General features: G+C 63.1%; 25 protein-coding genes. 16 read left to right on the top strand and 9 right to left on the bottom strand.

Translation table 11 applies throughout. The annotated features are described in order from the left end of the window. Positions 1–1,305: an amidohydrolase family protein gene (locus BLW25_RS17610; protein WP_092902574.1), complete on the top strand. Its 1,305-nt coding sequence runs from the start codon at positions 1–3 to the stop codon at positions 1,303–1,305. Here BLW25_RS17610 and BLW25_RS24745 read toward each other — a convergent pair. Together BLW25_RS24745 and BLW25_RS17600 are read right to left on the bottom strand one after the other, a co-directional pair. Beyond that, a complete protein-coding gene (locus tag BLW25_RS24745) occupies positions 1,281–1,466 on the bottom strand; it encodes a hypothetical protein (protein WP_216279410.1) in 186 nt (61 codons plus the stop codon). The two genes, BLW25_RS17610 and BLW25_RS24745, sit on opposite strands and share 25 nt — an antisense overlap. 14 nt (positions 1,467–1,480) lie before the next feature. Next, entirely contained in the window at positions 1,481–1,840 is a 360-nt protein-coding gene (locus BLW25_RS17600) for a hypothetical protein (RefSeq protein WP_143040552.1), read from the bottom strand. 109 nt (positions 1,841–1,949) lie between these two features. Between BLW25_RS17600 and BLW25_RS24500 the strand changes: the two genes are divergently transcribed. The 7 genes from BLW25_RS24500 to BLW25_RS17575 all read left to right on the top strand — a co-directional run bounded on the left by BLW25_RS24500 (position 1,950) and on the right by BLW25_RS17575 (position 5,790). Then, on the top strand, positions 1,950–2,180 hold the full coding sequence (locus tag BLW25_RS24500) for a hypothetical protein (protein ID WP_171909629.1): 231 nt from the start codon (positions 1,950–1,952) through the stop codon (positions 2,178–2,180). Continuing rightward, positions 2,152–2,628: an aldose epimerase family protein gene (locus BLW25_RS17595; protein ID WP_171909628.1), complete on the top strand. Its 477-nt coding sequence runs from the start codon at positions 2,152–2,154 to the stop codon at positions 2,626–2,628. Before BLW25_RS24500 ends, BLW25_RS17595 begins: the two co-directional genes overlap by 29 nt. 124 nt (positions 2,629–2,752) lie before the next feature. Then, positions 2,753–2,953, top strand: coding sequence for a hypothetical protein (locus BLW25_RS24055; RefSeq protein WP_143040551.1), 201 nt, complete (start codon positions 2,753–2,755; stop codon positions 2,951–2,953). Between the two features lie 108 nt (positions 2,954–3,061). Continuing rightward, positions 3,062–3,253, top strand: coding sequence for a beta/alpha barrel domain-containing protein (locus BLW25_RS17590; protein ID WP_143040550.1), 192 nt, complete (start codon positions 3,062–3,064; stop codon positions 3,251–3,253). 431 nt (positions 3,254–3,684) lie between these two features. Beyond that, positions 3,685–4,389 carry a LuxR family transcriptional regulator gene (locus BLW25_RS17585; RefSeq protein ID WP_092902564.1) on the top strand — a complete coding sequence of 235 codons (705 nt, stop codon included), beginning with the start codon at positions 3,685–3,687 and terminating at the stop codon, positions 4,387–4,389. Between the two features lie 171 nt (positions 4,390–4,560). Then, a complete protein-coding gene (locus BLW25_RS17580) occupies positions 4,561–5,310 on the top strand; it encodes an acyl-homoserine-lactone synthase (RefSeq protein WP_092903083.1) in 750 nt (249 codons plus the stop codon). A 132-nt stretch (positions 5,311–5,442) separates the two neighbouring features. Next, positions 5,443–5,790: a hypothetical protein gene (locus tag BLW25_RS17575; RefSeq protein WP_092902562.1), complete on the top strand. Its 348-nt coding sequence runs from the start codon at positions 5,443–5,445 to the stop codon at positions 5,788–5,790. 89 nt (positions 5,791–5,879) lie between these two features. On the opposite strand, the gene BLW25_RS17570 is transcribed toward BLW25_RS17575, so the two are convergent. Next, positions 5,880–6,488 carry a sugar transferase gene (locus BLW25_RS17570; RefSeq protein WP_092902560.1) on the bottom strand — a complete coding sequence of 203 codons (609 nt, stop codon included), beginning with the start codon at positions 6,486–6,488 and terminating at the stop codon, positions 5,880–5,882. 384 nt (positions 6,489–6,872) lie between these two features. On the opposite strand from BLW25_RS17570, the gene BLW25_RS17565 reads away from it, so the two are divergent. Next, entirely contained in the window at positions 6,873–8,270 is a 1,398-nt protein-coding gene (locus BLW25_RS17565) for an FAD/NAD(P)-binding protein (protein ID WP_092902558.1), read from the top strand. Between the two features lie 12 nt (positions 8,271–8,282). Here BLW25_RS17565 and cysW read toward each other — a convergent pair whose 3' ends face one another. The 4 genes from cysW to BLW25_RS17545 are packed head-to-tail and all read right to left on the bottom strand — an operon-like array spanning position 8,283 to position 12,115. After that, entirely contained in the window at positions 8,283–9,149 is an 867-nt protein-coding gene (gene cysW, locus BLW25_RS17560) for a sulfate ABC transporter permease subunit CysW (protein ID WP_092903081.1), read from the bottom strand. 11 nt (positions 9,150–9,160) lie between these two features. Beyond that, positions 9,161–10,009, bottom strand: a complete 849-nt coding sequence (gene cysT / locus BLW25_RS17555; protein ID WP_092902556.1) for a sulfate ABC transporter permease subunit CysT — start codon at positions 10,007–10,009, stop codon at positions 9,161–9,163. A 7-nt stretch (positions 10,010–10,016) separates the two neighbouring features. Further along, positions 10,017–10,997, bottom strand: coding sequence for a sulfate ABC transporter substrate-binding protein (locus BLW25_RS17550; protein WP_394328452.1), 981 nt, complete (start codon positions 10,995–10,997; stop codon positions 10,017–10,019). Positions 10,998–11,002: 5 nt separating this feature from the next. Continuing rightward, positions 11,003–12,115, bottom strand: coding sequence for a sulfate/molybdate ABC transporter ATP-binding protein (locus BLW25_RS17545; RefSeq protein WP_092902552.1), 1,113 nt, complete (start codon positions 12,113–12,115; stop codon positions 11,003–11,005). Positions 12,116–12,613: 498 nt separating this feature from the next. Here BLW25_RS17545 and BLW25_RS17540 point away from each other — a divergent pair, with 498 nt between their 5' ends. Then, positions 12,614–12,931, top strand: coding sequence for a hypothetical protein (locus BLW25_RS17540; RefSeq protein ID WP_092902550.1), 318 nt, complete (start codon positions 12,614–12,616; stop codon positions 12,929–12,931). Here the strand turns inward: BLW25_RS17540 and BLW25_RS17535 are convergent, their stop codons facing one another. Beyond that, positions 12,932–13,840, bottom strand: a complete 909-nt coding sequence (locus tag BLW25_RS17535; protein WP_092902548.1) for a hydrogen peroxide-inducible genes activator — start codon at positions 13,838–13,840, stop codon at positions 12,932–12,934. It lies immediately after the preceding gene. A gap of 288 nt (positions 13,841–14,128) precedes the next feature. Between BLW25_RS17535 and BLW25_RS17530 the strand changes: the two genes are divergently transcribed. Together BLW25_RS17530 and BLW25_RS17525 are read left to right on the top strand one after the other, a co-directional pair. After that, entirely contained in the window at positions 14,129–14,797 is a 669-nt protein-coding gene (locus tag BLW25_RS17530) for an RNA polymerase sigma factor (protein ID WP_216279409.1), read from the top strand. After that, the gene (locus tag BLW25_RS17525; RefSeq protein ID WP_092902546.1) at positions 14,794–15,795 is read left to right on the top strand and encodes a hypothetical protein; all 1,002 of its coding nucleotides are present in this window, start codon (positions 14,794–14,796) and stop codon (positions 15,793–15,795) included. The genes BLW25_RS17530 and BLW25_RS17525 overlap by 4 nt, the downstream gene beginning before the upstream one ends. An 83-nt stretch (positions 15,796–15,878) precedes the next feature. Here the strand turns inward: BLW25_RS17525 and BLW25_RS17520 are convergent, their stop codons facing one another. Further along, positions 15,879–16,238 carry a hypothetical protein gene (locus BLW25_RS17520; RefSeq protein WP_092902544.1) on the bottom strand — a complete coding sequence of 120 codons (360 nt, stop codon included), beginning with the start codon at positions 16,236–16,238 and terminating at the stop codon, positions 15,879–15,881. 472 nt (positions 16,239–16,710) lie between these two features. Between BLW25_RS17520 and BLW25_RS24050 the strand changes: the two genes are divergently transcribed. From BLW25_RS24050 to BLW25_RS17500, 4 genes are all read left to right on the top strand, one after another. Then, on the top strand, positions 16,711–16,998 hold the full coding sequence (locus BLW25_RS24050) for a hypothetical protein (RefSeq protein WP_143040549.1): 288 nt from the start codon (positions 16,711–16,713) through the stop codon (positions 16,996–16,998). A gap of 1,150 nt (positions 16,999–18,148) precedes the next feature. Continuing rightward, entirely contained in the window at positions 18,149–18,709 is a 561-nt protein-coding gene (locus BLW25_RS17510) for an NAD(P)H-dependent oxidoreductase (protein WP_092902540.1), read from the top strand. 38 nt (positions 18,710–18,747) lie between these two features. Next, positions 18,748–19,839, top strand: coding sequence for a dimethylsulfone monooxygenase SfnG (sfnG, locus tag BLW25_RS17505; RefSeq protein WP_092902538.1), 1,092 nt, complete (start codon positions 18,748–18,750; stop codon positions 19,837–19,839). Positions 19,840–19,932: 93 nt separating this feature from the next. Beyond that, positions 19,933–21,162, top strand: a complete 1,230-nt coding sequence (locus tag BLW25_RS17500; RefSeq protein ID WP_092902536.1) for an acyl-CoA dehydrogenase family protein — start codon at positions 19,933–19,935, stop codon at positions 21,160–21,162. Positions 21,163–21,257 lie beyond the last annotated feature (95 nt).

Genomic DNA, 21,257 nt, shown 5'->3' with positions numbered 1-21,257 from the left:
ATGTTCGACACCATCATCCGGGGCGCCAATCTGCCCGACGGCCGCGACGGCTATGATATCGGCATCCGCAACGGCAAGATCGCGGCGGTGGAAAAGCAGCTTCCCGCCGGGGCCGGGGAGGCGGGAGAAGTGATCGACGCCGCCGGCCGTCTGGTCACGCCCGCCTTTTGCGACCCGCATTTCCATATGGATGCGACGCTGTCGCTGGGGCTGCCACGGATGAATGCCTCTGGCACGCTTCTTGAAGGGATCGCGCTCTGGGGCGAGCTCCGGCCGACGCTGACCCGCGAGGCGCTGATCGAACGTGCGCTGCGCTATTGCGATCTGGCGGTTTCCCAGGGGCTTTTGCACATCCGCACCCATGTCGACACCTCTGACCCCCGCCTGGTGACCGCCGAGGCGATGCTTGAGGTGCAGGATCGGGTGAAGGATTACATCGATCTTCAGCTCGTGGCCTTCCCGCAGGACGGCTATTACCGCATTCCCGAAGGGGTGAAAGCGCTGGAGCGCGCGCTGGATATGGGCGTGGGCATCGTCGGCGGCATCCCGCATTTCGAACGCACGATGGAGGAAGGGCGGCTCTCGCTCGAGGCCCAGTTCCGTATTGCGGCTGATCGCGGCCTGCCGGTCGATGTGCATTGCGACGAGACCGATGACCCCCTTTCGCGCCATGTCGAAACCATGGCCGCCCTGACCATCCGCTTTGGGTTGCAGGGCCGGGTGAATGGCTCGCATCTGACCTCGATGCATTCGATGGACAATTACTACGTCTCGAAACTGATCCCGCTGATCGCCGAGGCGCAGATGACCGCGACGCCGAACCCGCTGATCAATATCATGCTCCAGGGCCGGCATGACAGCTACCCGAAACGGCGCGGCATGACGCGGGTGCGCGAGCTGATGGCGGCAGGTGTCAATGTCTCGCTGGGTCAGGATTGCTGCATGGATCCCTGGTATTCGATGGGCTCGGGTGACATGCTCGAGGTCGCGCATATGGCGGTGCATGTCGGCCAGATGGGCGGGATTGCCGAGAAACATCAGATCTTTGACGCGGTCACGGTCAATTCGGCGAAAACGATGGGGCTTGACGGCTACGGGCTGGCCCCCGGATGCAAGGCCAATCTCGTGATCCTTCAGGCGGCGGATGTAACCGAAGCGATCCGGCTGAAACCGACCCGGCTTTATGTGCTGCGCGAGGGTCGCGTGATCAGCCGCACCGCGCCGCGCTTGCCGTCATTGTCGCTGCCCGGTCGCCCGGCGCAGATCGATCCGGGTCTTGATTACCTGCCGCCCGGCAAGGGCTGAAACGTTCCGGCGACGCCGCCGGCCAGCACACTTTCGCGCAGATGCAGCGCGAGTGGCGACAGCGGGCGGCGTCTGAGCTCAGGCAGATAACAGCGCGAGACGCGGATATCACTGGCGGTTGGCAGCACAAGGAAACCGGAATTGAGCGGCGGGTGGATCAACAGTTCCGCCGACCTCATCCGACAAAGGCGCGATGGCATCGCTTTGCGCCAGACAGGCCAGCGTCAGCAGTGTCGAGGGGCTGTTCACCCCATTCACGGGCTCTGACAGGCCAAAAGCGGCGCAGCGCGTGGGAAAGTTGATGCCCGCGCCGCACCTTCAACACCACTTTCTCATGCTGCAAGGGCTGGATGTCGCAATCGCGGCTGTCGCATTCCGGCAGAATCCATGCCAGCACGAAACCCGTCTCGCCTGCGGCCAGATGGATCGGGCGATCACGGGATGGCAGCGCATCCAAGGTGATATTGGCCCTGGGCGAGGTCTCTTTCAGCTCACCCAGGGCCGCATCCAGATAGAGCAAAGACGACCCCGTCACCGCCTCGACCCGGATCGACGCGCCAAGCCCACCGCCTGGGTCATCAGCGACTGCCCTGGCTGGTCCACCCCGGTGTGAGAGACCTGGCTGTGCCGGGAGTGGTCCTGAATTGAGTTCGGAGATTTTCGACCACCTTCCCGATGGCCGTCCGGTCAAAGCGGCGCGGCTGCGCGGGGCAAAGCTCTCGGCGACGCTCCTGACCATGGGGGCGACGGTGCAGGATCTGCAGATGGAGCGCGTCGCACATCCTCTGGTGCCGGGCTTCCCGACACTGGCCCTTTATCCTGGCAAAAGGCTTTGCGTCGGCGCCTTTGTCTGGCGGAGCGCGGTTCACGCCTGACGCGTATGAGATCCGGGTTGACGCCAATAAAGGCGGCTATTTCCTGCACGGCGGCAATGACGGCATTCACCACCATATACGGGATATCGATGACCCGAATGCGGAAAATGTGGTAGTCCCTCTGGATCTCGTCGAAGAGCCTACGGGCTTCCCGGGACGGCTCTCGATCCGCGCCGAAATCCCGGTCGCGGACGATGCGCTGAGCTTTGATCCTGAGGCCCGAAGTGATGCGGCGCCTCCAGCACGCCGCGATCACCGGTTTAGTGTGGCGGCGGATCACTGGCTGGCTGTCAATGCCGCCCCGATCCCGATCGGTGAGATTACGCCTGTCGATGGCACCGAATTTGATACGCGCGCGGCCAGCCTGCAGATCTGTGACGGGCGGCACCTCACCGGGATCTTCGGGCTGGCCGGCGGAGTTACGCCAGCTATGCCGGGCATTCCCTGAAGACCCAGGGCTGGCAGGCGCGGATCTCGTGGCGACCGCAGCGGGGCAGGGGAGCCTTGCCGTGCGTGGCGCCAATTTAGCTCTGCCCCTTGAAACGGCGCTGGTGCCCTGACCGGGTACGGTCGTGCCGGTGATTCCCGACGACATGGTCACCATCCGCAATGGCTGGGCTGAGACGCGCTATCTGCCGCTGGATGCGGAGGCACTTGCCGCTGCCCTGGTGGAACACCGCGCGCAAGGCGGTCGTCATTTCCATTTCGTGACTGGTGCGGTATCGGGCCCGGCGGGGCGATTTCCCCGGTGGGATGAGCGACGAAGTGACTGAGGTGACCGGCCAGATCGCAGCAAGCGGTGGTGACGGCGTCTATCTCCTGCCCGGCACACAAGACGAACGGGCGCGGGCTTTATGAAAGCGCGAAACGCGGATCTGATGATGGAATTTGTTGCGGCGTTCAGGGACTGTTCGCTGGTGGCTATCCTGTGCGGCATCCGCCCGGAAGAGGCGCAGGCTCATGTCGATGAGATGGCCGAGGCTGGCTTAACCCTGATCGAGGAGTTGAGCGCAGCTTTCGAAACCCGCGCGATCATCGGCAGCCGACACCGTCCCGACCGCCACACATGTTGAGGCTGTGGCAAAACCCGGCGGCAGGCTGGGACAGCGCAAAATCCCGTCCCTGGCATGGAAGCTGCGACCCCAGTGGCAAATCTGGTCTATGGGCCCGGCGTTGCCACCCCGTTTTGCCCCGGGCACGAGTGGTTCTGGCCCTGGATCGGGGCTGTCTCGCCCGGGGCAAAGCGTGGCATTGACCGACAGGCAGGTGCGCGACTATATCGCCGCATTGCCAGGCTGATCAGATTCGGGTGCTCCTCTGCTCACTTTGATCGAGACTTGAGTCATCAGACATGTTTCAGGGACTATGACCGGTCAACCGGACGGCTCTGCCACAATTTGGAAACATTAAACGTAAGTGCCGCTTTTAGGCTTGCGTTAACAGGTTTGAGGGCGCAACCCTTCAACTTGTACGACTGTCTTACTCTGAACCGGGAAAAGGGATCATGACGGAGCTCATCGACCTGAGCGAGGTTGCCGGCCAGGCCGGTAAATTCGACTGCTTCCTTGAACAGGTGCGGGATCGCTTTGGATTCGATCATGTAGCCTATCTGGGGTCAAACCCGGTTGCCGGCACAATGCATGGCTATGTCACCTATCCTGAAGAGTGGAAACGCCATTATACTCAACAGGCCTATCACCTGATTGATCCGACCCTGCGAATCGCGCAGCGCAGCATCGCGCCGATCGACTGGGCGCGGATCGAACAAAGCGAGAATTTTCGCGTTGTTTTCTGTGCCGCACGGGAATTCGGGATCTCTGACCGCGGTGTGACGATCCCGGTGCGCGGGCCTTTCGGTGATACCGGGATGCTCAGCGTGACGCGCGACACCGACGATCATGAATGGCATTCGATGATCGCCGAGCATATCGGCGATCTGCAATCGATCGCCGTTCATATGCATGACGCTGTGATGAATTCCGATGCGTTTTCCAATGTCCTGCGCCGCACGCCGCTGTCTTCGCGTGAGGTGGAGATTTTGCAATGGACCGCTGCCGGCAAGACCCAGCAGGACATCGCAGACATTCTGAATATTTCGCATCGTACCGTCGAAGTGCATCTGCGCTCGGCGCGCGAAAAGCTTTTTTCGCTGACCACAGCCCAGGCAATCGCCAGGGCCATTGCCCAACATCTGATCTATCCGATCTGATACAGCACGGGGCACGACCTCATTGACCGTCAGGGCAGGAGCCCGTGGCGGAGCATGACGTTTTTCCGGCGTGAAAAGGCAGAAAAAATCTTCATAAATACGGGATTCCCCGAGTATCGGGCGGCACAACCAGTGGTTAACGTCTGAGGACATGTGACAATGGGGGTTGCCATGATCATCGTAATCGACGCCGTAAACAAACATCTGTTTGAAGATGTTCTTGACGATATGTACCGGCTGCGCGCCCGGGTTTTCAGTGACCGTCTGGGTTGGGACGTGAGCATCGAGCAAGGCCGCGAAATCGATCGCTTTGATCATCTCGACCCGCTCTACCTGGTTGGGCTGGATACCGAAGGCGAGGTCATCTCCTGCGTCCGCCTGCTTCAGACGACCGGCCCGCATATGCTGTCGGATGTGTTCAGCGAGATCCTCGATGGCGAGGCACCGCTGCGGTCGTCCAGGATCTGGGAATCGACCCGCTTCTGTGTTGATACGGCCCGGCTGTCGCGGGACGGGGCGGATACCACGGTGTCACGCGCCACATGCGAACTGATGGTCGCCACGCTTGAAACCTGCCGCAATGCAGGTATCTCGGACATCATCACGGTGATCGATCCGGTGATGAACCGGGTGCTCAAGCGCTCGGACAATGCGCCTTATGACTATGTCGGCACGGTCAAGCCGATGGGCAAGGTTTCGGCTCTGGCCGCCCTGCTCGATTGCACAGATGAGCGGATCGACCGGGTTCGCAATTTCGCGGCTCTGCATGAAAATGTGGTGCTGAGTGATGCGGCGGCACTGGAGCTCAGGCCAGTGACTGCCCAACACGGGCTGAAAAACAGAGAGGTGACAGTGCTCCCCGGTCAAACCGGCTCTGCTGCCTTCAGCCCGGTGATCGGCCTGGGTCACGTTCCAGGATGATCGGCGACGGTCACCGCCGGGATCCCTGTCCCGGTGGTGACCGTAACCTTTTCTGCACCTTGTGCAGGTGAATGCAATCAACCCCCCCGTCGACTGCGCGATGGGGCACGGACGGAATCAGGAGGTCAGGCGATGGCTGTAATCGCAATAGTGGCCGGTGGCGTTATCGGGTTGATAAATGGGCTGATTGGCCTTGTTACAGGGCTGGGTTTGGGTGCGGCGCTGCTGGTCTGGATCGTCGCGGGCAGTTTGTCTGCGCTGCTGATCTTCCGTCAGTTCCTGACCGGGACGGCAGGCAATCGATCCGACCGGCAAATGGATGCGGTCTATGACGATCTGCTGTCACTTGGCGAAGACGAGATCCGCCGCGCGTCACTGGCGGCAACAGATGCGTCCAGCATGTCACGACTGGTCAGGATCTATGCCGAGCGTGATGCACAGATTGCTTCCGCGCGAGAATATCGGCGGGTCAATCGCTGAACCAGACAGGCTGGCCGTATGAGCGGCCGGCCGGTGCATCCGGTGCTGTCCCTCTGGAAGCCTGCCTCGCTGGAAATCAGCGAAAGCACTCAGCTCCGGCGCCGAAAGATCCTTGCGGCCGATTGCAGAACCAGCCTGCCATCGGTGCAGGCGCCGGCACAGCGAACATAGGCCAGCGAAAGGGCCATCCGCTCACTTTCGCTCAGACTTTGTCCTGCGGGATGAAATGCATCCGGAGTGACAATCCCGGGACGTACCGCTAACAGCCGGTTATCGGGTTTCTCCCGCCGGTCCGTAGCCGCGACCGCAACCGCACGCGGACCGATAAAGGACATGTCCCCCCACAGAACATTCAGCACCTGTGGCAGAAGATTGAGCCCGGTTGACAGCAGAACCGCGCCAAGCGGAGTCAGATGTCCCGCATCAGCTGCATTGGCGTGCAACAGATCCGCCGCCGAAAGGTCGCCCCGGATCACGCGAAAGCGGTATTGCCGGAAGACGCGCCCGTTCAGGCCGAGACAGCTCAGCCGCATCAGGGCAGGGCCGCCGGATCCGACTCGGATCGCAACGGCGATCATCAGCATCATCGGCAGGGTGATAGGTAAAGTGATCAAAGCAAGTGCGAAGTCGCACAGGCGTTTCAGCCCCTTGCGGTGCTGAATTTTTGCTACCCCGAAAGGGGTTTCGCTCAAGGACATGAATGATACTCGCGCGGTTACTCAGTGAATTTTATTTCAGACAATAGGGGATGACTAATTCCACATCCAAAGAATTGCAATTTATATGACACTCTGCGCTGGAAACAGTTTTTTCCTAGTAGACGCGTTTTTGGAAAATTGCATTCAGATTTTGGGATCCGCGCCTGCCCGGGCTGCTTTCTGCGCAGGCGCGAGCAGCGGCAGAGGGTTTCCACTCTGCCCCATCCGGAGAGACGATAAGATTTCTGTTTGCAAGTAGCATCTTGGAACAATATTCTGCGTTTGGCTGGTATTCTGGACCAGAATTGGTTCTGGATGGTTGCCGTTGGACCATAACCCGGGGCCGGCCAGTTGATCATGATGCCAGCACAAGACGGACCAGAGATGAGCCATACCCCTGTGACCCGAGCCGAGCCCTTCGCGCGCGAGGAAGGCTGGCGTGATGTTCTGGTGATCGGCGGCGGCGCGAGCGGTGTGCTTTTTGCCGCAAATCTGTTGCGCCAGAACACCGATCTCAGGGTCACTGTGGTCGAGGGCCGGCATCTTCTGGGTTGTGGAATCGCTTACTCGACCAGTGATCCCGACCATCTGCTGAACACGCGCGTCCATAATATGAGCGCCTTTCCGGATGAGCCGGATCACTTTCTGCACTGGCTCGAGAACAATGCACCGGGCCGTCATGACAGCGAAAGCTTTGTCGGACGCGCCACCTATGGCAGCTATCTGTCCTGCCTGCTGGCGCCCTGGACGGCGTCGGGGCGGCTGGTCTGTATCAAGGCCGATTGTCTCGGGATCAGCGAGCGCGGGGGCGGCGTGAAGGCCGAGCTGGATGACGGGCGGCAGCTGAAGGGCGCCTATGCGGTGCTTGCGACCGGGCATGTCGTGCCCAGGGACGACCCGTCAGGGCTGATCTCGGGTGCCTGGTCGGTCAATACGCCGCCAGGTGACGGGGCTCAGGTTCTGATCATCGGCACCGGGCTTTCGATGGTGGATCAGGTGCTTTCGCTGGAACGGGCCGGGCATCAGGGGCAGATCATCGCGATCTCGCGGCGCGGGCTTTTGCCGCGGTCCCACGGGCCAGGGGCCGCGCTGAAGATCCCGGCCGAAACAGTGCCTCTGGGGGCGCCGGTCAGCCGGTTGCTGGCCTGGCTGCGCGGTCTGGTCGCCGATGCGGAGGCCGAAGGCGGCACCTGGCGGTCGGCGGTCGACGGGATCCGGCCTTATGTCAGCCTGATCTGGCAGAATATGGATCTGGACCAGCGCCGGCGTTTCCTGCGCCATGGCGCCACCTGGTGGGAGGTGCATCGCCACCGCATCCCGCCAGCCTCTGCCGCGCGGCTTGAGGCCGCGATGCAAGCAGGGCGGCTGAAGATTGAGCGGGCCGCCTTTATCCGTGCCGAACCGGCGTCGGGCGATTCGGCGGACGAGGTGGTGACAGCCGTGATCCAGCCGCGCGGTGCGGCAGGCCCGGCACGACTGGAGGTCGGGCGGATCATTGACTGTCGTGGCATCCGCAATGACCCGGAAAAGAACGCCTCGCCATTGATGGCAGGGCTTCTGGCGAATGGGGCGGCGCGGGTCGATCCTTTGCGCATCGGGTTTGAGGTCTCGCCCGAGGCGCGGCTGATCGGGCGGGGTGGCGCGGCCTCTGACCGGCTTTTCGCCCTTGGTCCGGTCTCGCGCGCGATGTTCTGGGAGATCACTGCGATCCCCGACATTCGCGTTCAGGCCGGCCAGATGGCGCGCTATATCGCGGCAAAGGAAAGCACTGTCACGCGCTGAGGCCCGGGGGCCTCAGCAAAGGTCCGGTAAGCCGCGCCGGTTGTGGGAATCGAGGAAGGTCTTGGCGATCAGTGCGATGATCGCGATCATCGTCAGGGTCGAGGCGGCCGCAAAGGCTGCCACAGAGGTGTTCATCTCGTTGTACAGAAGCTCGATCTGCAAAGGCAGCGTATTGGTCTGCCCGGCCACCCGGCCCGATACGACCGAGACACCGCCGAATTCGCCCACCGCGCGCGCGGCACAGAGCACCGCGCCGTAAAGCAGCGCCCAGCGGATCCCCGGCAATGTGACATAGCGAAAGACCTGCCAGCCCCTGGCGCCAAGCGTCACGGCGGCTTCCTCTTGTTCAGAGCCTTTCGCCAGCATCAGAGGCAGAACCTCGCGCGCCACAAAGGGGGCGGTAACGAAGAGGGTGACCAGCACGATCCCCGGCAGGGCAAAGAGCACGGTAATATCATGTTCGCGCAGGAAGGGTCCAAGGAACCCCTGGCGACCATAAAGCAGCAGATAGCAGATGCCCGCAATGATCGGCGAGATCGAGAAGGGGATCTCGACAATGGTCATCAGCAGTCCGCGCCCCGGAAAGCGGAAACGTGCAATCGCCCAGGCAACCGCGATGCCGAAAGCAACATTGACCGGCACCACGATCACCGTGACGATCACCGTCAACCAGATCGCATGCAACGTGTCGGGCGTGGTGATCGCGGCCCAGTATCCTCCGACCCCGGCCGCGAAAGCGCGCCAGAAGATATAGACGAGGGGCGCGGCGATCAGGAAGGCGGTGCTGACCAGCGCCAGCGCGATCAGCACCCGCGCGGTCCGGCGTTCGCCCGCATTGGCGGCACGGCGGCCTGCTTCGATCTGCTCTTGGGCGCTCATCGGGGTCACAGTCATTTGCCGCCCTCGCGGTAGCGCGCGGCGCGGATCTGGAACAGGTTCGAGATCAGCAGCAGCAAAAGCGCGAAGACCAGCAGGATCAGCGCAATCACAGAGGCGCCGCGATAATCATATTCCTGCAGCCGGATGAAGGCGAGAAGTGAGGCGATCTCGGTCTTGCCGGGCAGATTGCCCGCGATAAAGACCACCGCCCCGAATTCCCCCATGGATCGCGCCATCGACACCGTGCAGCCCCCAAGCCAGGCCGGGAGGATCGCGGGCAGGATCACCTTTGAAAAGGTCTGCCAGGGTGTGGCGCCCAGGGTCTTTGCCGCCTCTTCCAGCGCAGGGTCGAGGTCTTCCAGCACCGGCTGCACCGCGCGCACCACGAAAGGCACCGAGGTGAAGGTCATCGCGATGATGATCCCCGGAAGCGCATAGACGACCTGTATCCCCATCGCCTCCAGCGGGCCCCCAAACCAGCCGGTCGAGGCGAAAAGCGAGGTCAGCGCAAGGCCCGCCACGGCGGTGGGCAATGCGAAGGGAATATCCATCATCGCATCAAGGAAAGCGCGGCCACGAAATTCGTAACGCGTCAGCACCCAGGCCATCAGGAGCCCGTAAAATGCGTTGATCACCGTCGCAATCGCCGCCGCCATCACCGTGACCCGCAACGCGTCGAGCGTTCGGGCCGAGGTGAGGATACGGACGAATCTGTCCCAGCCGATCCCGGCGCCCGAAATCACCAGGGCGATGATCGGGATCAGGATGATCACGCTGACATATAGAAGCGTGGTGCCGAGGCTCAGTGCGAACCCCGGCAGAACACGCTTTGGCCTGATGCGGACAGAAGCGACGGTCATTTACAGATCAGTTCTCGAAAACCTGGTCGAGAATGCCGCCCTCGTCGAAATGCTTGGCCTTGATATCGGCCCATCCGCCCAGCACGTCGACGGTCAGCAGTTTGACTTCGGGGAACTGTGCCGCAACCTCGGCCGCCACGTCCTTATCGGTGACGCGGAAGTTCTGCGCTGCCAGAACGCGCTGCGCTTCGGGGGTGTAGAGCCAGTTCAGATAGGCGGTTGCAACCTCGACCGTGCCGTTCTTTTCAGCGTTTTCCTTGACCAGGGCGACCGGGAAAGCCGCGAAGAGGCTGGTGCCGGGGGTCACACGCTCCAGGCCCGGATACTGGGCCACGATGCCGGCAGTTTCGGCCTCGAAGGTGATCAGCACATCGCCGATATTGCGCTCGGCAAAGGTCTGGCTCGAGGCGCGCGCACCGGTATCGAAGACCGGAACGTTGGACAGAAGCTTCTTCACGAAGTCATTGGCCTTGGCCTCATCACCGCCATTGGCTTCCAGCGCGAAAGCATAGGCCGCGAGATAGGTGTAGCGGGCATTACCCGAGGTGCGCGGATTGGCGAAGACCGGCTGCACATCGTCGCGGACCAGATCGCTCCAGTCCTTGATGCCTTTCGGGTTGCCTTCGCGCACCACGAATGCGGGCAGCGAATAATAGGGCGAGGCGCCATTCGGGAAGGCATTGCGCCAGTCGGCATCGACCAGACCGCCATCGACCAGCACGTCGATATCGGTCTCCTGGTTGAAGGTCACCACATCGGCGTTCAGACCTTCAAGGATCGCGCGGGCCTGGGCAGACGATCCGCCATGGCTCTGATCGACGGTGACATCGCGGCCGGTGGTTTCCTTCCAGGTCTTGGCAAAGACCGGGTTCAGCGCCTCGAACAGCTCGCGGCCGATATCATAGCTGACATTGAGGATCTTGTCCTGGGCCAGCGCCGGAGCGGCTGCCAGAACCACAACAGCTGCAGCGGTGCGCAGTGAAGAGATCAGGCTCATTTCTGTTTCTCCTTCAGGGGAATTTCTTTGATTTCAGAGGATTGCCCTGCCTGGCCGCGCTGGCCGGGAGGCGTTTCGGTAAAAATGGTGCCGGTCTCGACCCGCAGCGTGACGCTTTGCCCCGCCAAGAGGCCCGGTGCCGTGCGGCGCAGGATCTCGACCGCGATCTCCTGGCCTTCAGGCCCGGTCAGCACCGGGCGCAGCACGGCACCGGTCGAGGTCACCTGTTTCACACGCCACAGCCCGGCAGGGTCGGGCACCGGCGTCAGATCGGCGGGGCGCACGAACAGCGTGGCGGCTCCGTCGGGCAAAGCGCGGCGTTCAAGCCGGGCAGCGTCGATCCCGGGTGCCGTCGCGCGGCCCGCAGCAATCCGCACCGGCAATTCGATAGTTGCGCCCATGAACCGCGCCACGAAAGGCGAGGCGGGGTGGTCATGGATCTGGTCGGCGGTACCGATCTGTTCGATCCGGCCTTCGCCCATGATCACCACCCGGTCGGCAAGCTCGAACGCCTCGTCCTGGTCATGGGTGACGAAAATCGTCGTGGTCTCAGATGCATCATGCACAGACCGCAGCCAGGACCGCAGATCGCGGCGCACGGCGGCATCCAGCGCGCCGAAGGGCTCATCGAGCAAGAGGACGCGGGGGTCGATGGCCAGCGCCCGGCCAAGCGCGACCCGCTGGCGTTGCCCGCCCGAGAGCTGGCCGGGAAGCCGGTCCGCCAGATGCGGGATCTGCAAAAATTGCAGAAGTTCCGAGACTTTGCGCGCAATCACCGCCTTGCCAGGGCGTTCGGCCCTGGGCCGGACCGTCATCCCGAAGGCAATATTGTCGCGCACCGACATATGCGGGAACAATGCATAATGCTGAAAGACGAAACCGATGCGACGGTCGCGGGCAGCGATCGACAGCCAGGCGGTCCCATCGACCTCAAGCCGGCCGGAATCGGGCCAGTCGAGACCCGCGATGATGCGCAACAGCGTGGTCTTGCCCGAGCCCGACGGGCCGAGCAGGGCGATCAGCTCTTTATCCTCGACCGCGATGTCGATGCCTTTCAGCACCTCATTGCGGCCAAAGCTTTTGCGCAGCTGGGCGATTTCAATGGCCATTGCCGACTCCGGTTTCAGCACCCCTGATTGCACCGTGCCGCGCCACTAAGCAAGGAACGCCAGGGCCGGAAACCTGCAAAGGAAGAGAATGGTATTCTCCGGCAAAGGGGAGTCTGGGGGAGGGAAGCACCGGTTTGTTCCCATTTCGCCAATATTGCCCCGACCGCAGCCCGCCGGGCCGCGATGGTGTTCTTTTATGCAAGGGCGGGGCGGGGAAGGGCATCATACTCGACCATTATTGTCGTTATTTGATAGCGGCTGCGGCTGGCTGGCACAAGATCAGAGTTCAGCGGAAAACCACGCTTTGCTTCCGCAATCCGGCGATGTGAGAGAATTTCAGTCTCCCCCCGCCTGGCCAGCTGCCTTGACCAGAGGGGCTTTGGGATGCTAGCGAGGCCCCGGACGACGCGCCGATTTGAAGCTCAGATTGCGGGCGCGAAAAAAATGCAGCTAAAGCGGAGGCGCCTCTGGCCCTTCGGTAACCTGAAGGAGAGGCCCATGGCCAGAACCGCCACTGCGTGCGATTTCGCGATCCCTGTCGATTCGATCAACAGCCTGCGCGCCAGTTTCCCCGGCATCTCACTGATTTTCGAGATCGACCTCGCCGTCGAGGATTGCTGGGACGGGCTGGAACATCTCGCCGGTGAATTCCGCCGGGCGGGGGCGCGGCTGCGGCTCTTGCGCGCCACGCAAAGCGGGGTGATTTCCTGTACTGTGGTCGATGGCGGCAGCGATCTGAGCCAGCTTGCGCAAAGCTTTGCATCGGCGCGGGGGGTCTCGGTCTCGGGCTGGACGACCCGGATCCAATACGACTGATCAGCCGCTGTGCCAGGGACTGAGGCTTTCGCGAAAACGCGCGGCGATGGCGGTGTAGCTTTGTCTGCGCGGTGCATCGCGGCGCCAGACCATTGTGATATTGCGGGTCAGCACCGCTTCGGCCAGCGGGCGCGCCACCACCAGCTGTTCGCGCAGCACCTCGGACCGGATATAAAGCGCGGGCAGCAGCGAAATTCCCATTCCCGCCGCGACCATCTGGCGCAAAGTGTCCAGCGTGGTGCCCTCGTAATCGCGGGCCAGCCGCGCCCCGGTCCAGGCGCACAGTCGCGTCGCGGCCCGTCTGAGCGCCGGGCCGCCATCGAACCCCAGCACCGTTTCGCCCGCCAGATCGGGAGGTGCGATCTCGCTTTGTCCGGCGAGGCGGTGATCTGCCGGCATCACTGCCAGCAAGGGTTCGGTGATCAGCGGCGCCTGTTCCACATCCTCGCGCCGCAGCTCCTCGCCCAGCAGGATCACGTCAAACGTTCCCTCAAGCAGCTGACGGATCAGGGTTTCCGTTCGCTCCTCGCGCACATTGACCCGCATTTCGGGCCAGGCGGCGCGCAGATCGGGCATCGCGACCGAAAGCACATAGGCTCCGACCGTCTGCACCACCCCGATCCGGAGCGAGGCCTGGGGCGCGTCGGGATCCCCCCTGCGCGCGACCTCGCGGATATCCTCGATACTGTCGATCACATCTCGTGCACGACGCGCCACATCGCGGCCAATGGGCGTCAGGCTGACCCGGGCGCGGCTGCGCTCGACCAGCTGCGCGCCAAGGCGCTCCTCCAGCGCCCGCAGCTGCATCGACAGCGTTGGTTGCGCCACATTGCACAGCTCGGCCGCGCGGCTGAAATTCAGCTGGTCCGCGACGGCGACAAGATATCTGAGCTGTTGGAGCGTGGGCATCGCCCAAGTCTAGGCAAAGGCGGTGCGGCTGGCAATCAGACAGGCGGGCCGGGCCATTCTGACGGATTTGTGACATGCCTTAACCAGGATGCTGCAGGCGACAGGCGTCTTTGCTGTGACGGCAGGAAATTCACCTGCCTGGGCTGCAACTATGTCGCGGAGCCGCCAATGACCATGGCGCTTTCCTTTACGGCAAGGACAGGGCCGCGGGGAACCCCGCCGGCTCCCGGTTGCGTTTGGCCGAAAAATAGTGCTGTTCTCGCGATGTATACGGTTGCGAAGCGTAGAATGATGCGTCACGGCGAGAGGTCTTTGCCCCAAAGCGAGGCCGCAAGCGACAGGGCCGTTCAGGTCCAGGCTGGCGAAACAGGGGTCGGCGAGAGCCGGGCCGGGACACATGCTGCCGGTCTGGCTGTACAGGTGCCGGGACCCGCCCCGATCTCAGACACCGATCCTCTGGTCGAAAAGGCGCGCGCCGGTGATGCCGGTGCTTTCGAACTGCTGTTGTCGCGCCATTACACCTTTATCTTCCGCGTTGCCTGCCGCTGGACCGGCAATCGCGCCGATGCCGAAGATGTGACGCAGACCGTCTGCATGCGGCTTGGCACGACGATCCGCAGCTTTGACGGCCGCGCCTCCTTCCAGGGCTGGCTTTACCGGGTGACGCTCAATGCGGTGCGCGACCAGCAGCGTGCCAGCGCAAGGCGGGGCCGTCTGGTGGCGGCGGCATCGCTTCTGACCGATGATTTCAGCAAAGGCGATCAGGAGGACGCGCTGCATGTCGCCGATATCTGGCGAGCAGTGCGGGCCTTGCCCGAAAAACAACGCGATGCGATCCTGCTGGTGCATGGCGAGGGCCTTGCCCAGGCAGAAGCCGCCCGCATTATGGGCTGCAAAGAGGTGACGGTGTCCTGGCATATCCACCAGGCCCGCAAAGCGCTGAGGGGAGTGTTGTGACCAGTCGCCGCGACTCCCGTGACACTGCGCCGGCCGATCCGCTGGATCGTCTGGCGGATCTGGCCTTGCCTGATCCCGATCCGGCGCTGATGCGGGCGGATATCGCCCGCGCCCGCGAGCGTTTTGCCGCCGCCGGCCTCTCGCCTGCCGCGCCGGAGCCGTCACGGATCGCGCGCTGGCTTTCGCCCCGGCGGCTCGGGATAGCGGGGTCTGCGGCGACGGCCAGTGTGATGGGGGCCTTTCTTCTGCTGCCCCAGGCACAGCTGCCATTGGGGCAGATGCCGGATGGATCAGACCGCAAAACTGTGGCGACCGAGGGCGTGGCGCCGGCCGACGCGCATTCCGTGGCTGAAACCGATATGGCGCAGGAGGCTCAGCCCGCGCCCGCGCCACCATCGGCTGCGTCCAGATCCGCGGCTGCCGCGCCGCGGAATGTGACGATCCCCGCAGCGCCGCTGCCTGAGCCGGATTTCCCGCCCCTTGCCGCTGCGCCGCCCGCTGGCGGAGGCGCTGGTTCGGCCGGGCCGGCTTACGAAACTGCATCGGAAGCGATTGCCAGTGCCGCGCCGGCGGCGCCTTCTAAAACCCTGCCGCGTCTCGGGGCGAAACCGCGCCATAAGCCAGGTGATGCGTCGCTGGTGGATCTGGCGCTTCCACCGGAAGAAGAGGACTTCTCCGGTTCGCTCAGCTTTTCACTGTCCGGAGATCAGGACGGGCTTTACCTCGACCGCGAGGAAGGCCGGCTTGCGATTCCGATCTGGGAAACGGCGCCGGGCATGACGATCCAGATGACCGATGTCTATCTCTTGCCTGCACGGCGCGGCTTCCCGCAGATTCTGATGATGAAGGGGCAGCTGGGCGATCAGGAACCCTGGCAGATCTTCCGGGTCAGCGAAGATGCCGTGACCTTTGACAAGGTGATCACCGATCTGGTCAAACCGGCGCGCAGTCCCGGTCAGGTCGAGGCAATCCTGAACCGCCTGCCACCACCTGACTGAGCACAGGCCCCATCAAAAGAGGCCTGAGAGCCCGAGACTTCGGACCAGACAGGGCCGGGGCTCCACTTGGATGGATCTTCGCGTCAGTGAAAGAGGGTGCGGGTTCTGGCCGACCTGGTCACTTTTGCAGAGCCCGGCAGCGAAACGCCGCTGCGACGCAGAAGCGGAAAACGCGGCTTGCGCGGCGGCGCCTGGTTGCGGATCGTTTTGTTGAGACGCTCTTCCAGCAGCGCCTGAAGATCGGCTTCAATGGCACTGGTAAAATCGGGCTTGGCTTCTGGTGACTGAACCGAGCCGGCCAGGCCGCTCAGGAGGGCAAAGCAAAGATTGCCGGAGATCACATAGGCCATCATCACCGCGACAATGCCCCCATCCAGGAACCAGACCAGCACCGATGCTGCCAGAGCAGCAAGTCCGCTGAGGATAACCACGAGTGCGACCATGACACGTCTCTTCTTTGAAGGCGCGGCGTTGCAGCATTCTGCCACAACTCAACCAAAGGTAGTTGGAACGGCAAATCGGGCAAAATCGCGGCAAAGTCCGGGTTAATTCGTGCAAGGCGGATTAACTCTTCCCGGAAGCGGCACGATGAAATCCCGCCCCCTCGCAGACGGGGGCGCGAAACGGGAGTTGTGTCGGGGCCGGGCAATCAATGTGGACAGGGTGATTTCGTGTTGCAGCCCACCACTCCTGCGGGCGCGGATGTTCAGTGCACCGCCAAAAATGCTCCAGGATCTCGCGCGCGATGGCAGGCCCCGGCCCGGAGCCTGGCGGCAGTTTCTGCCGCCCCGGATCGACGCGGAAGGAGGGTTCGATCCCGCTGGCCATCAGCGATTCGGATATGCCTGACCCGCGATTCTGGAAGGTGAAGGCCGCCATCCCGCCCCCGGGCCCGAGACTTGCAGTGCCGCCGCCATGGGTCGCGGCATTGATCATCCGGTGGCGCCGCGCCCGTTTCATCGCCTGCAGCCTGACTGTGACCGCGACCATTCCCACCAGAACCATCTTCTGGCCGAACCCGCTCATCTCCAGGGCGATATCCTCCGGCATCCGGCCCAGCCGCAGCGGTTCCGTCAGATCGCCGCCGCCCTCTTCGCGCAGCAGCCGGATGGCGCTGTCAGCAATCTGATCCGGCTCTGCCAGATCGGCCAGCCAGCGGCTGCGGTCGTCCTCATCCGCGTCATCGGTGTTCGCAGATCATGACCGGCAGCCGCAACCAGCCGCATCCGGCTCTCCGGCGCGCGCGCCAGCCGGGATGAGAGCTGGTTGAATGGCCGAATGGATCGCCGAACGCGCCATTTCAAAAGGCGAAAAGGCTGTCCGGTTGCAAGCTGCCGCCGCCACGTTGCGGGCAAAGATGCTCGAGGGTCACCTTACCCGGATGATCATAGCCGAGACACCGCCAAAAGATGCAAGGGGCGGATGCCATGGTCCGGGCCTGACGCCTGGCTTCGCCCCGGAATCTGGCCCCAGCCAGGCACGCCGCGACCTGAGTGATCCTCGCCCGTTCCGATATCTGGTCCTAGCTGTTTTCCTCGGGGCCAGTATCTCAGTCGCAATTCCGTCCCCGAAAGGACCAGCACCATGCGCCGTCTGACTGCTCTTGCCAGGGCCGCCGCCATTAACCGCGCAACACTGCCGGTTTTTGCGCAAAACCGCGCCGGCACTGCCTGCCCGAGGGACGGCCGGGCGGCGGTCCGAAATCCTCACAAAAGACGCCCCGGAACCGCGCAGCGGCGGGGCAATATAGCGGCCACGCGGTCGCAAACCACACCTGGAGCTGGCCGACATCCAGACCCTGCGCGTCGTCGCGGTGACCGGGCTTTGTCCTCGCTTTTGAACTGACCCAATCAGATCATGCCCCGTCGAAGCGACCCCATCCCGAAGCAGGATGATGAAACGACTTGCTTCAGTCGCCGGACTGACCGCGCCTGACACTGATTGGAATCACCTTCGGCAATCTGACGACCCATCCCGAAGCGCGCCGGAGCCGGTGGTGGCGCTGAGCCGCGCACCGGGGCGCATCACGCCCCGGAAATGCCGACAGTTCTGGCGGGCAATGGCGGGGCTGTGCAGTTTACTGTGCCGGAACGCCGTGAAGCCACGAATATTATTCTTCCGCTCTTTGCAGCCGATCCTGCCCACGGGGCCATGATGGGACAGTGACAATCTGCTGCAAATGCGGGCAATCAGAAAACAACTGTCCTGTTTCCGCGTGTTCCGCAATTACCAGCAGGAGACACGCGCGGAGACCCAGGAAAGAAACCCACTGCGGTTTGGCTGAATTTGGAATGGCGCGTTGAGGTACTCGGGCCTTATCACGACGGTGCTTGTCGGGATTGAGGAAAGCTGCATGTCCGAACTTCATATCGTGGGTCTTGCGGGGAATATCACCGCGCCGTCGAAAACGCGTGCGCTGGTCGGGCAGGCGCTGGATCTGGCCGGGGCCGGGCTGCAGGCGCGCACAACCCTGTTCGAGATCGCCGATTTCGGCGAGGATCTGGGCCGGGCGCGGCGCGCCGATGACCTCAGCCCGCAGGCGCGGCACAATCTCGATACGCTTTTGCAGGCCGATGCGCTGATCGTCGCGACGCCGATCTACAAAGGCTCTTATCCCGGTCTTTTCAAACATCTGATCGATCTGATCGACCCCGCCGCGCTGCTCCGCAAGCCGGTGCTGATCGCCGCGACCGGCGGGGGCGAGAAACATGCGCTGGCGGTGGAACATCAGCTGCGGCCGCTATTTGCCTTTTTCGAGGCCCGCGTGCTCTCGACCGCCGTGCATGTCTCGGACCGCGATTTCAGCGAGGGGCGGCTGGTATCGGACCCGGCGCTGAACCGGCTCGCCCGCGCCATTGACGAATTCAGCACGATTTTCCCCAGGGCCGCGCGGATCCGCGCCGCCGCCGAATAACCCGTTTCACAGAATATCCCGTTTCACAGGGGCTGCATATGACCTCCGATCCCGTCAAATTCGCCTATTGGGTGCCCAATGTATCGGGCGGCCTCGTGATCTCGGATATCGAACAGCGCACCAGCTGGACGCCGGAATATAACCGCAGACTGGCGCAGATCGCCGAAGCGGCAGGCTTTGAATATGCGCTGAGCCAGATCCGCTTTACCGCCGGCTACGGCGCTGAAAACCAACATGAATCCGTCTCATTCAGCCAGGATCTTCTGGCCCATACCGAACGGCTGAAGGTGATCGCGGCGCTGCTTCCCGGCCCCTGGAACCCGGCGCTGGCGGCAAAGCAAATCGCCACGATCAGCCATCTCTCGGGCGGGCGGATCGCGGTCAATGTGGTCTCGGGCTGGTTCCGGGGCGAGTTCGCGGCGATCGGCGAGCCCTGGCTGGATCATGATGAGCGCTACCGGAGATCCGAGGAATTCATCCGGGCGCTGCGCGGCATCTGGAGCGAGGAGAGCTTTACCTTCCGGGGCGATTTCTACCGCTTCAGCGACTATAGTCTGAAGCCCAAACCCGTTGATCCGCAACCGGAAATCTTCCAGGGCGGCTCGTCACGCGCGGCGCGGGATATGGCGGCACGGGTCTCGGACTGGTATTTCACCAATGGCAATACGCCAGAGGGGCTGCGTACCCAGGTCGAGGATATCCGCACGAAAGCGGCGGCGAACGGGCATAAGGTGAAGGTCGGCATCAACGCCTTCGCCATCGTGCGCGAGACAGAAGCCGAAGCGCAGGCAGTGCTGCAGGAGATCATCGCGAAGGCCAATCCCGAAGCCGTCAGGGGCTTTGCCGGACAGGTGGTGAATGCCGGCCGCGCCAGCCCCGAGGGCGAGGGCAACTGGGCGAAATCCTCCTTCGAGGATCTCGTACAATATAATGACGGCTTCCGCTCCAACCTGATCGGCACGCCCGACCAGGTCGCCGAACGCATCGTCGGCCTGAAAGAGGCCGGCGCCGACCTCATCCTTCTCGGCTTCCTGCATTTCCAAGAGGAAGTCGATTATTTCGGAAAACACGTCCTCACCCGCGTCCGCGACATCGAAGCCCGCAAAAAACAAACCTTCGCTGCAGAATAAAGCAGCGCCTGCCGATAAGCCCATCGACCAGCCATGATGCCCCCGGCGCCACTGCGCCGGGCAGGGCGGGCTGGTGCAACCGGAGTCCCTAAAATGACGAAACAGGAAACCAGCTTTCAGCCCGCGACGCTTCCCGATCTGGCCGCGCTGAAGGCCCGTTTCGCACCGCTGTTCGAACGCATCCGTGAGGGCGCCAACCAGCGCGAGCGCGAGCGGCAATTGCCGTTTGAGCAGATCAAATGGCTGAAAGAGGCCGGGTTCACCGCGCTGCGGGTGCCGGTTGAATTCGGCGGTTCCGGCGCAAGCCTTGAGCAGTTCTTCGATCTGCTGATCGACCTTGCGGCGGCGGATACCAATATCGTCCAGGCGCTGCGCGGCCATTTCGCGCTGGTCGAGGACCGGCTGGTGGCGCCGCGGGCCGAGGGTGAGGTCTGGCTCCGCCGATTTGGCAAGGGCGAGATCGCCGGCAATGCCTGGTCGGAAATTGGCAAGGTGAAGCTGGGCGAAACCATTACCAAAGTCACGCCCGAGGGGGAGGGCTTTCGGGTCGATGGTGAGAAATACTATTCGACTGGTACGATCTTTGCAGACTGGATCGACACTTACGCGGTGCGTTCAGACAATGGGGCGCCGGTGGTGGCGATCCTGCGCGCCGATCAGCCGGGGATCGACCGGCTGGATGACTGGACCGGCTTTGGCCAGAAGCTGACCGGAACCGGCACCACCACGTTCAAAGGAGCGGCGCTGGAGGCCGAGGGGCTCGTGCCGTTCGAGACCCGCTTCCGCTATCAGACCGCCTATTATCAGCTGGTGCTGGATGCGGTGCTGTCCGGGGCGGCGCTGGCGGCGGTGCAGGATGTCGCGGGCAAGGTCGCCGCCCGCAAACGCGCCTTCTCGCACGGCTCTGGCACGGTGGCCCGCCAGGATCCGCAGGTCCTGCAGGTCGTGGGCCGCGCGCGCGCTTTTGCCTCTGCCGCCCGCGCCGCCACCATCGAGGCCGCCCGCGCAGCGGATCGCGCCTATGAAACCTCGCTGGCGGATGACAAGGCCGCCGATGACGCCGCCAATATCGCGGCGGAGCTGGCTTCGGCCGAAGCTCAGGTTGCGGCGGCAGAGCTCGCGCTGCGGGCAACCAGCGACCTCTTCAACGCGCTGAGCGCCTCGGCGGCGGATACCGCGCTCGGGCTGGACCGCTATTGGCGCAATGCCCGGACCGCCGCGAACCATAACCCGTTGATCTACAAAGAGCGTATCCTCGGTGATCACGCGGTCAATGGCACCGAGCCGGTCTTTATCTGGCAAATCGGCGCGGTCGAGAACTGATACCTGTCGCTGCCGCCCGGCAGGTTCGGTACTCAGCGGTGGTCCTGAGCGTATCCAGGGCCACCGCTGAGTGTCATATGCTTTACCCTGATCTG

The organism is Rhodobacter sp. 24-YEA-8, assembly GCF_900105075.1.
Lineage (GTDB): Bacteria > Pseudomonadota > Alphaproteobacteria > Rhodobacterales > Rhodobacteraceae > Pseudogemmobacter.
Note: the sequence above shows the minus strand (reverse complement) of the source record. Positions and strands in the feature narration are given on the sequence as shown.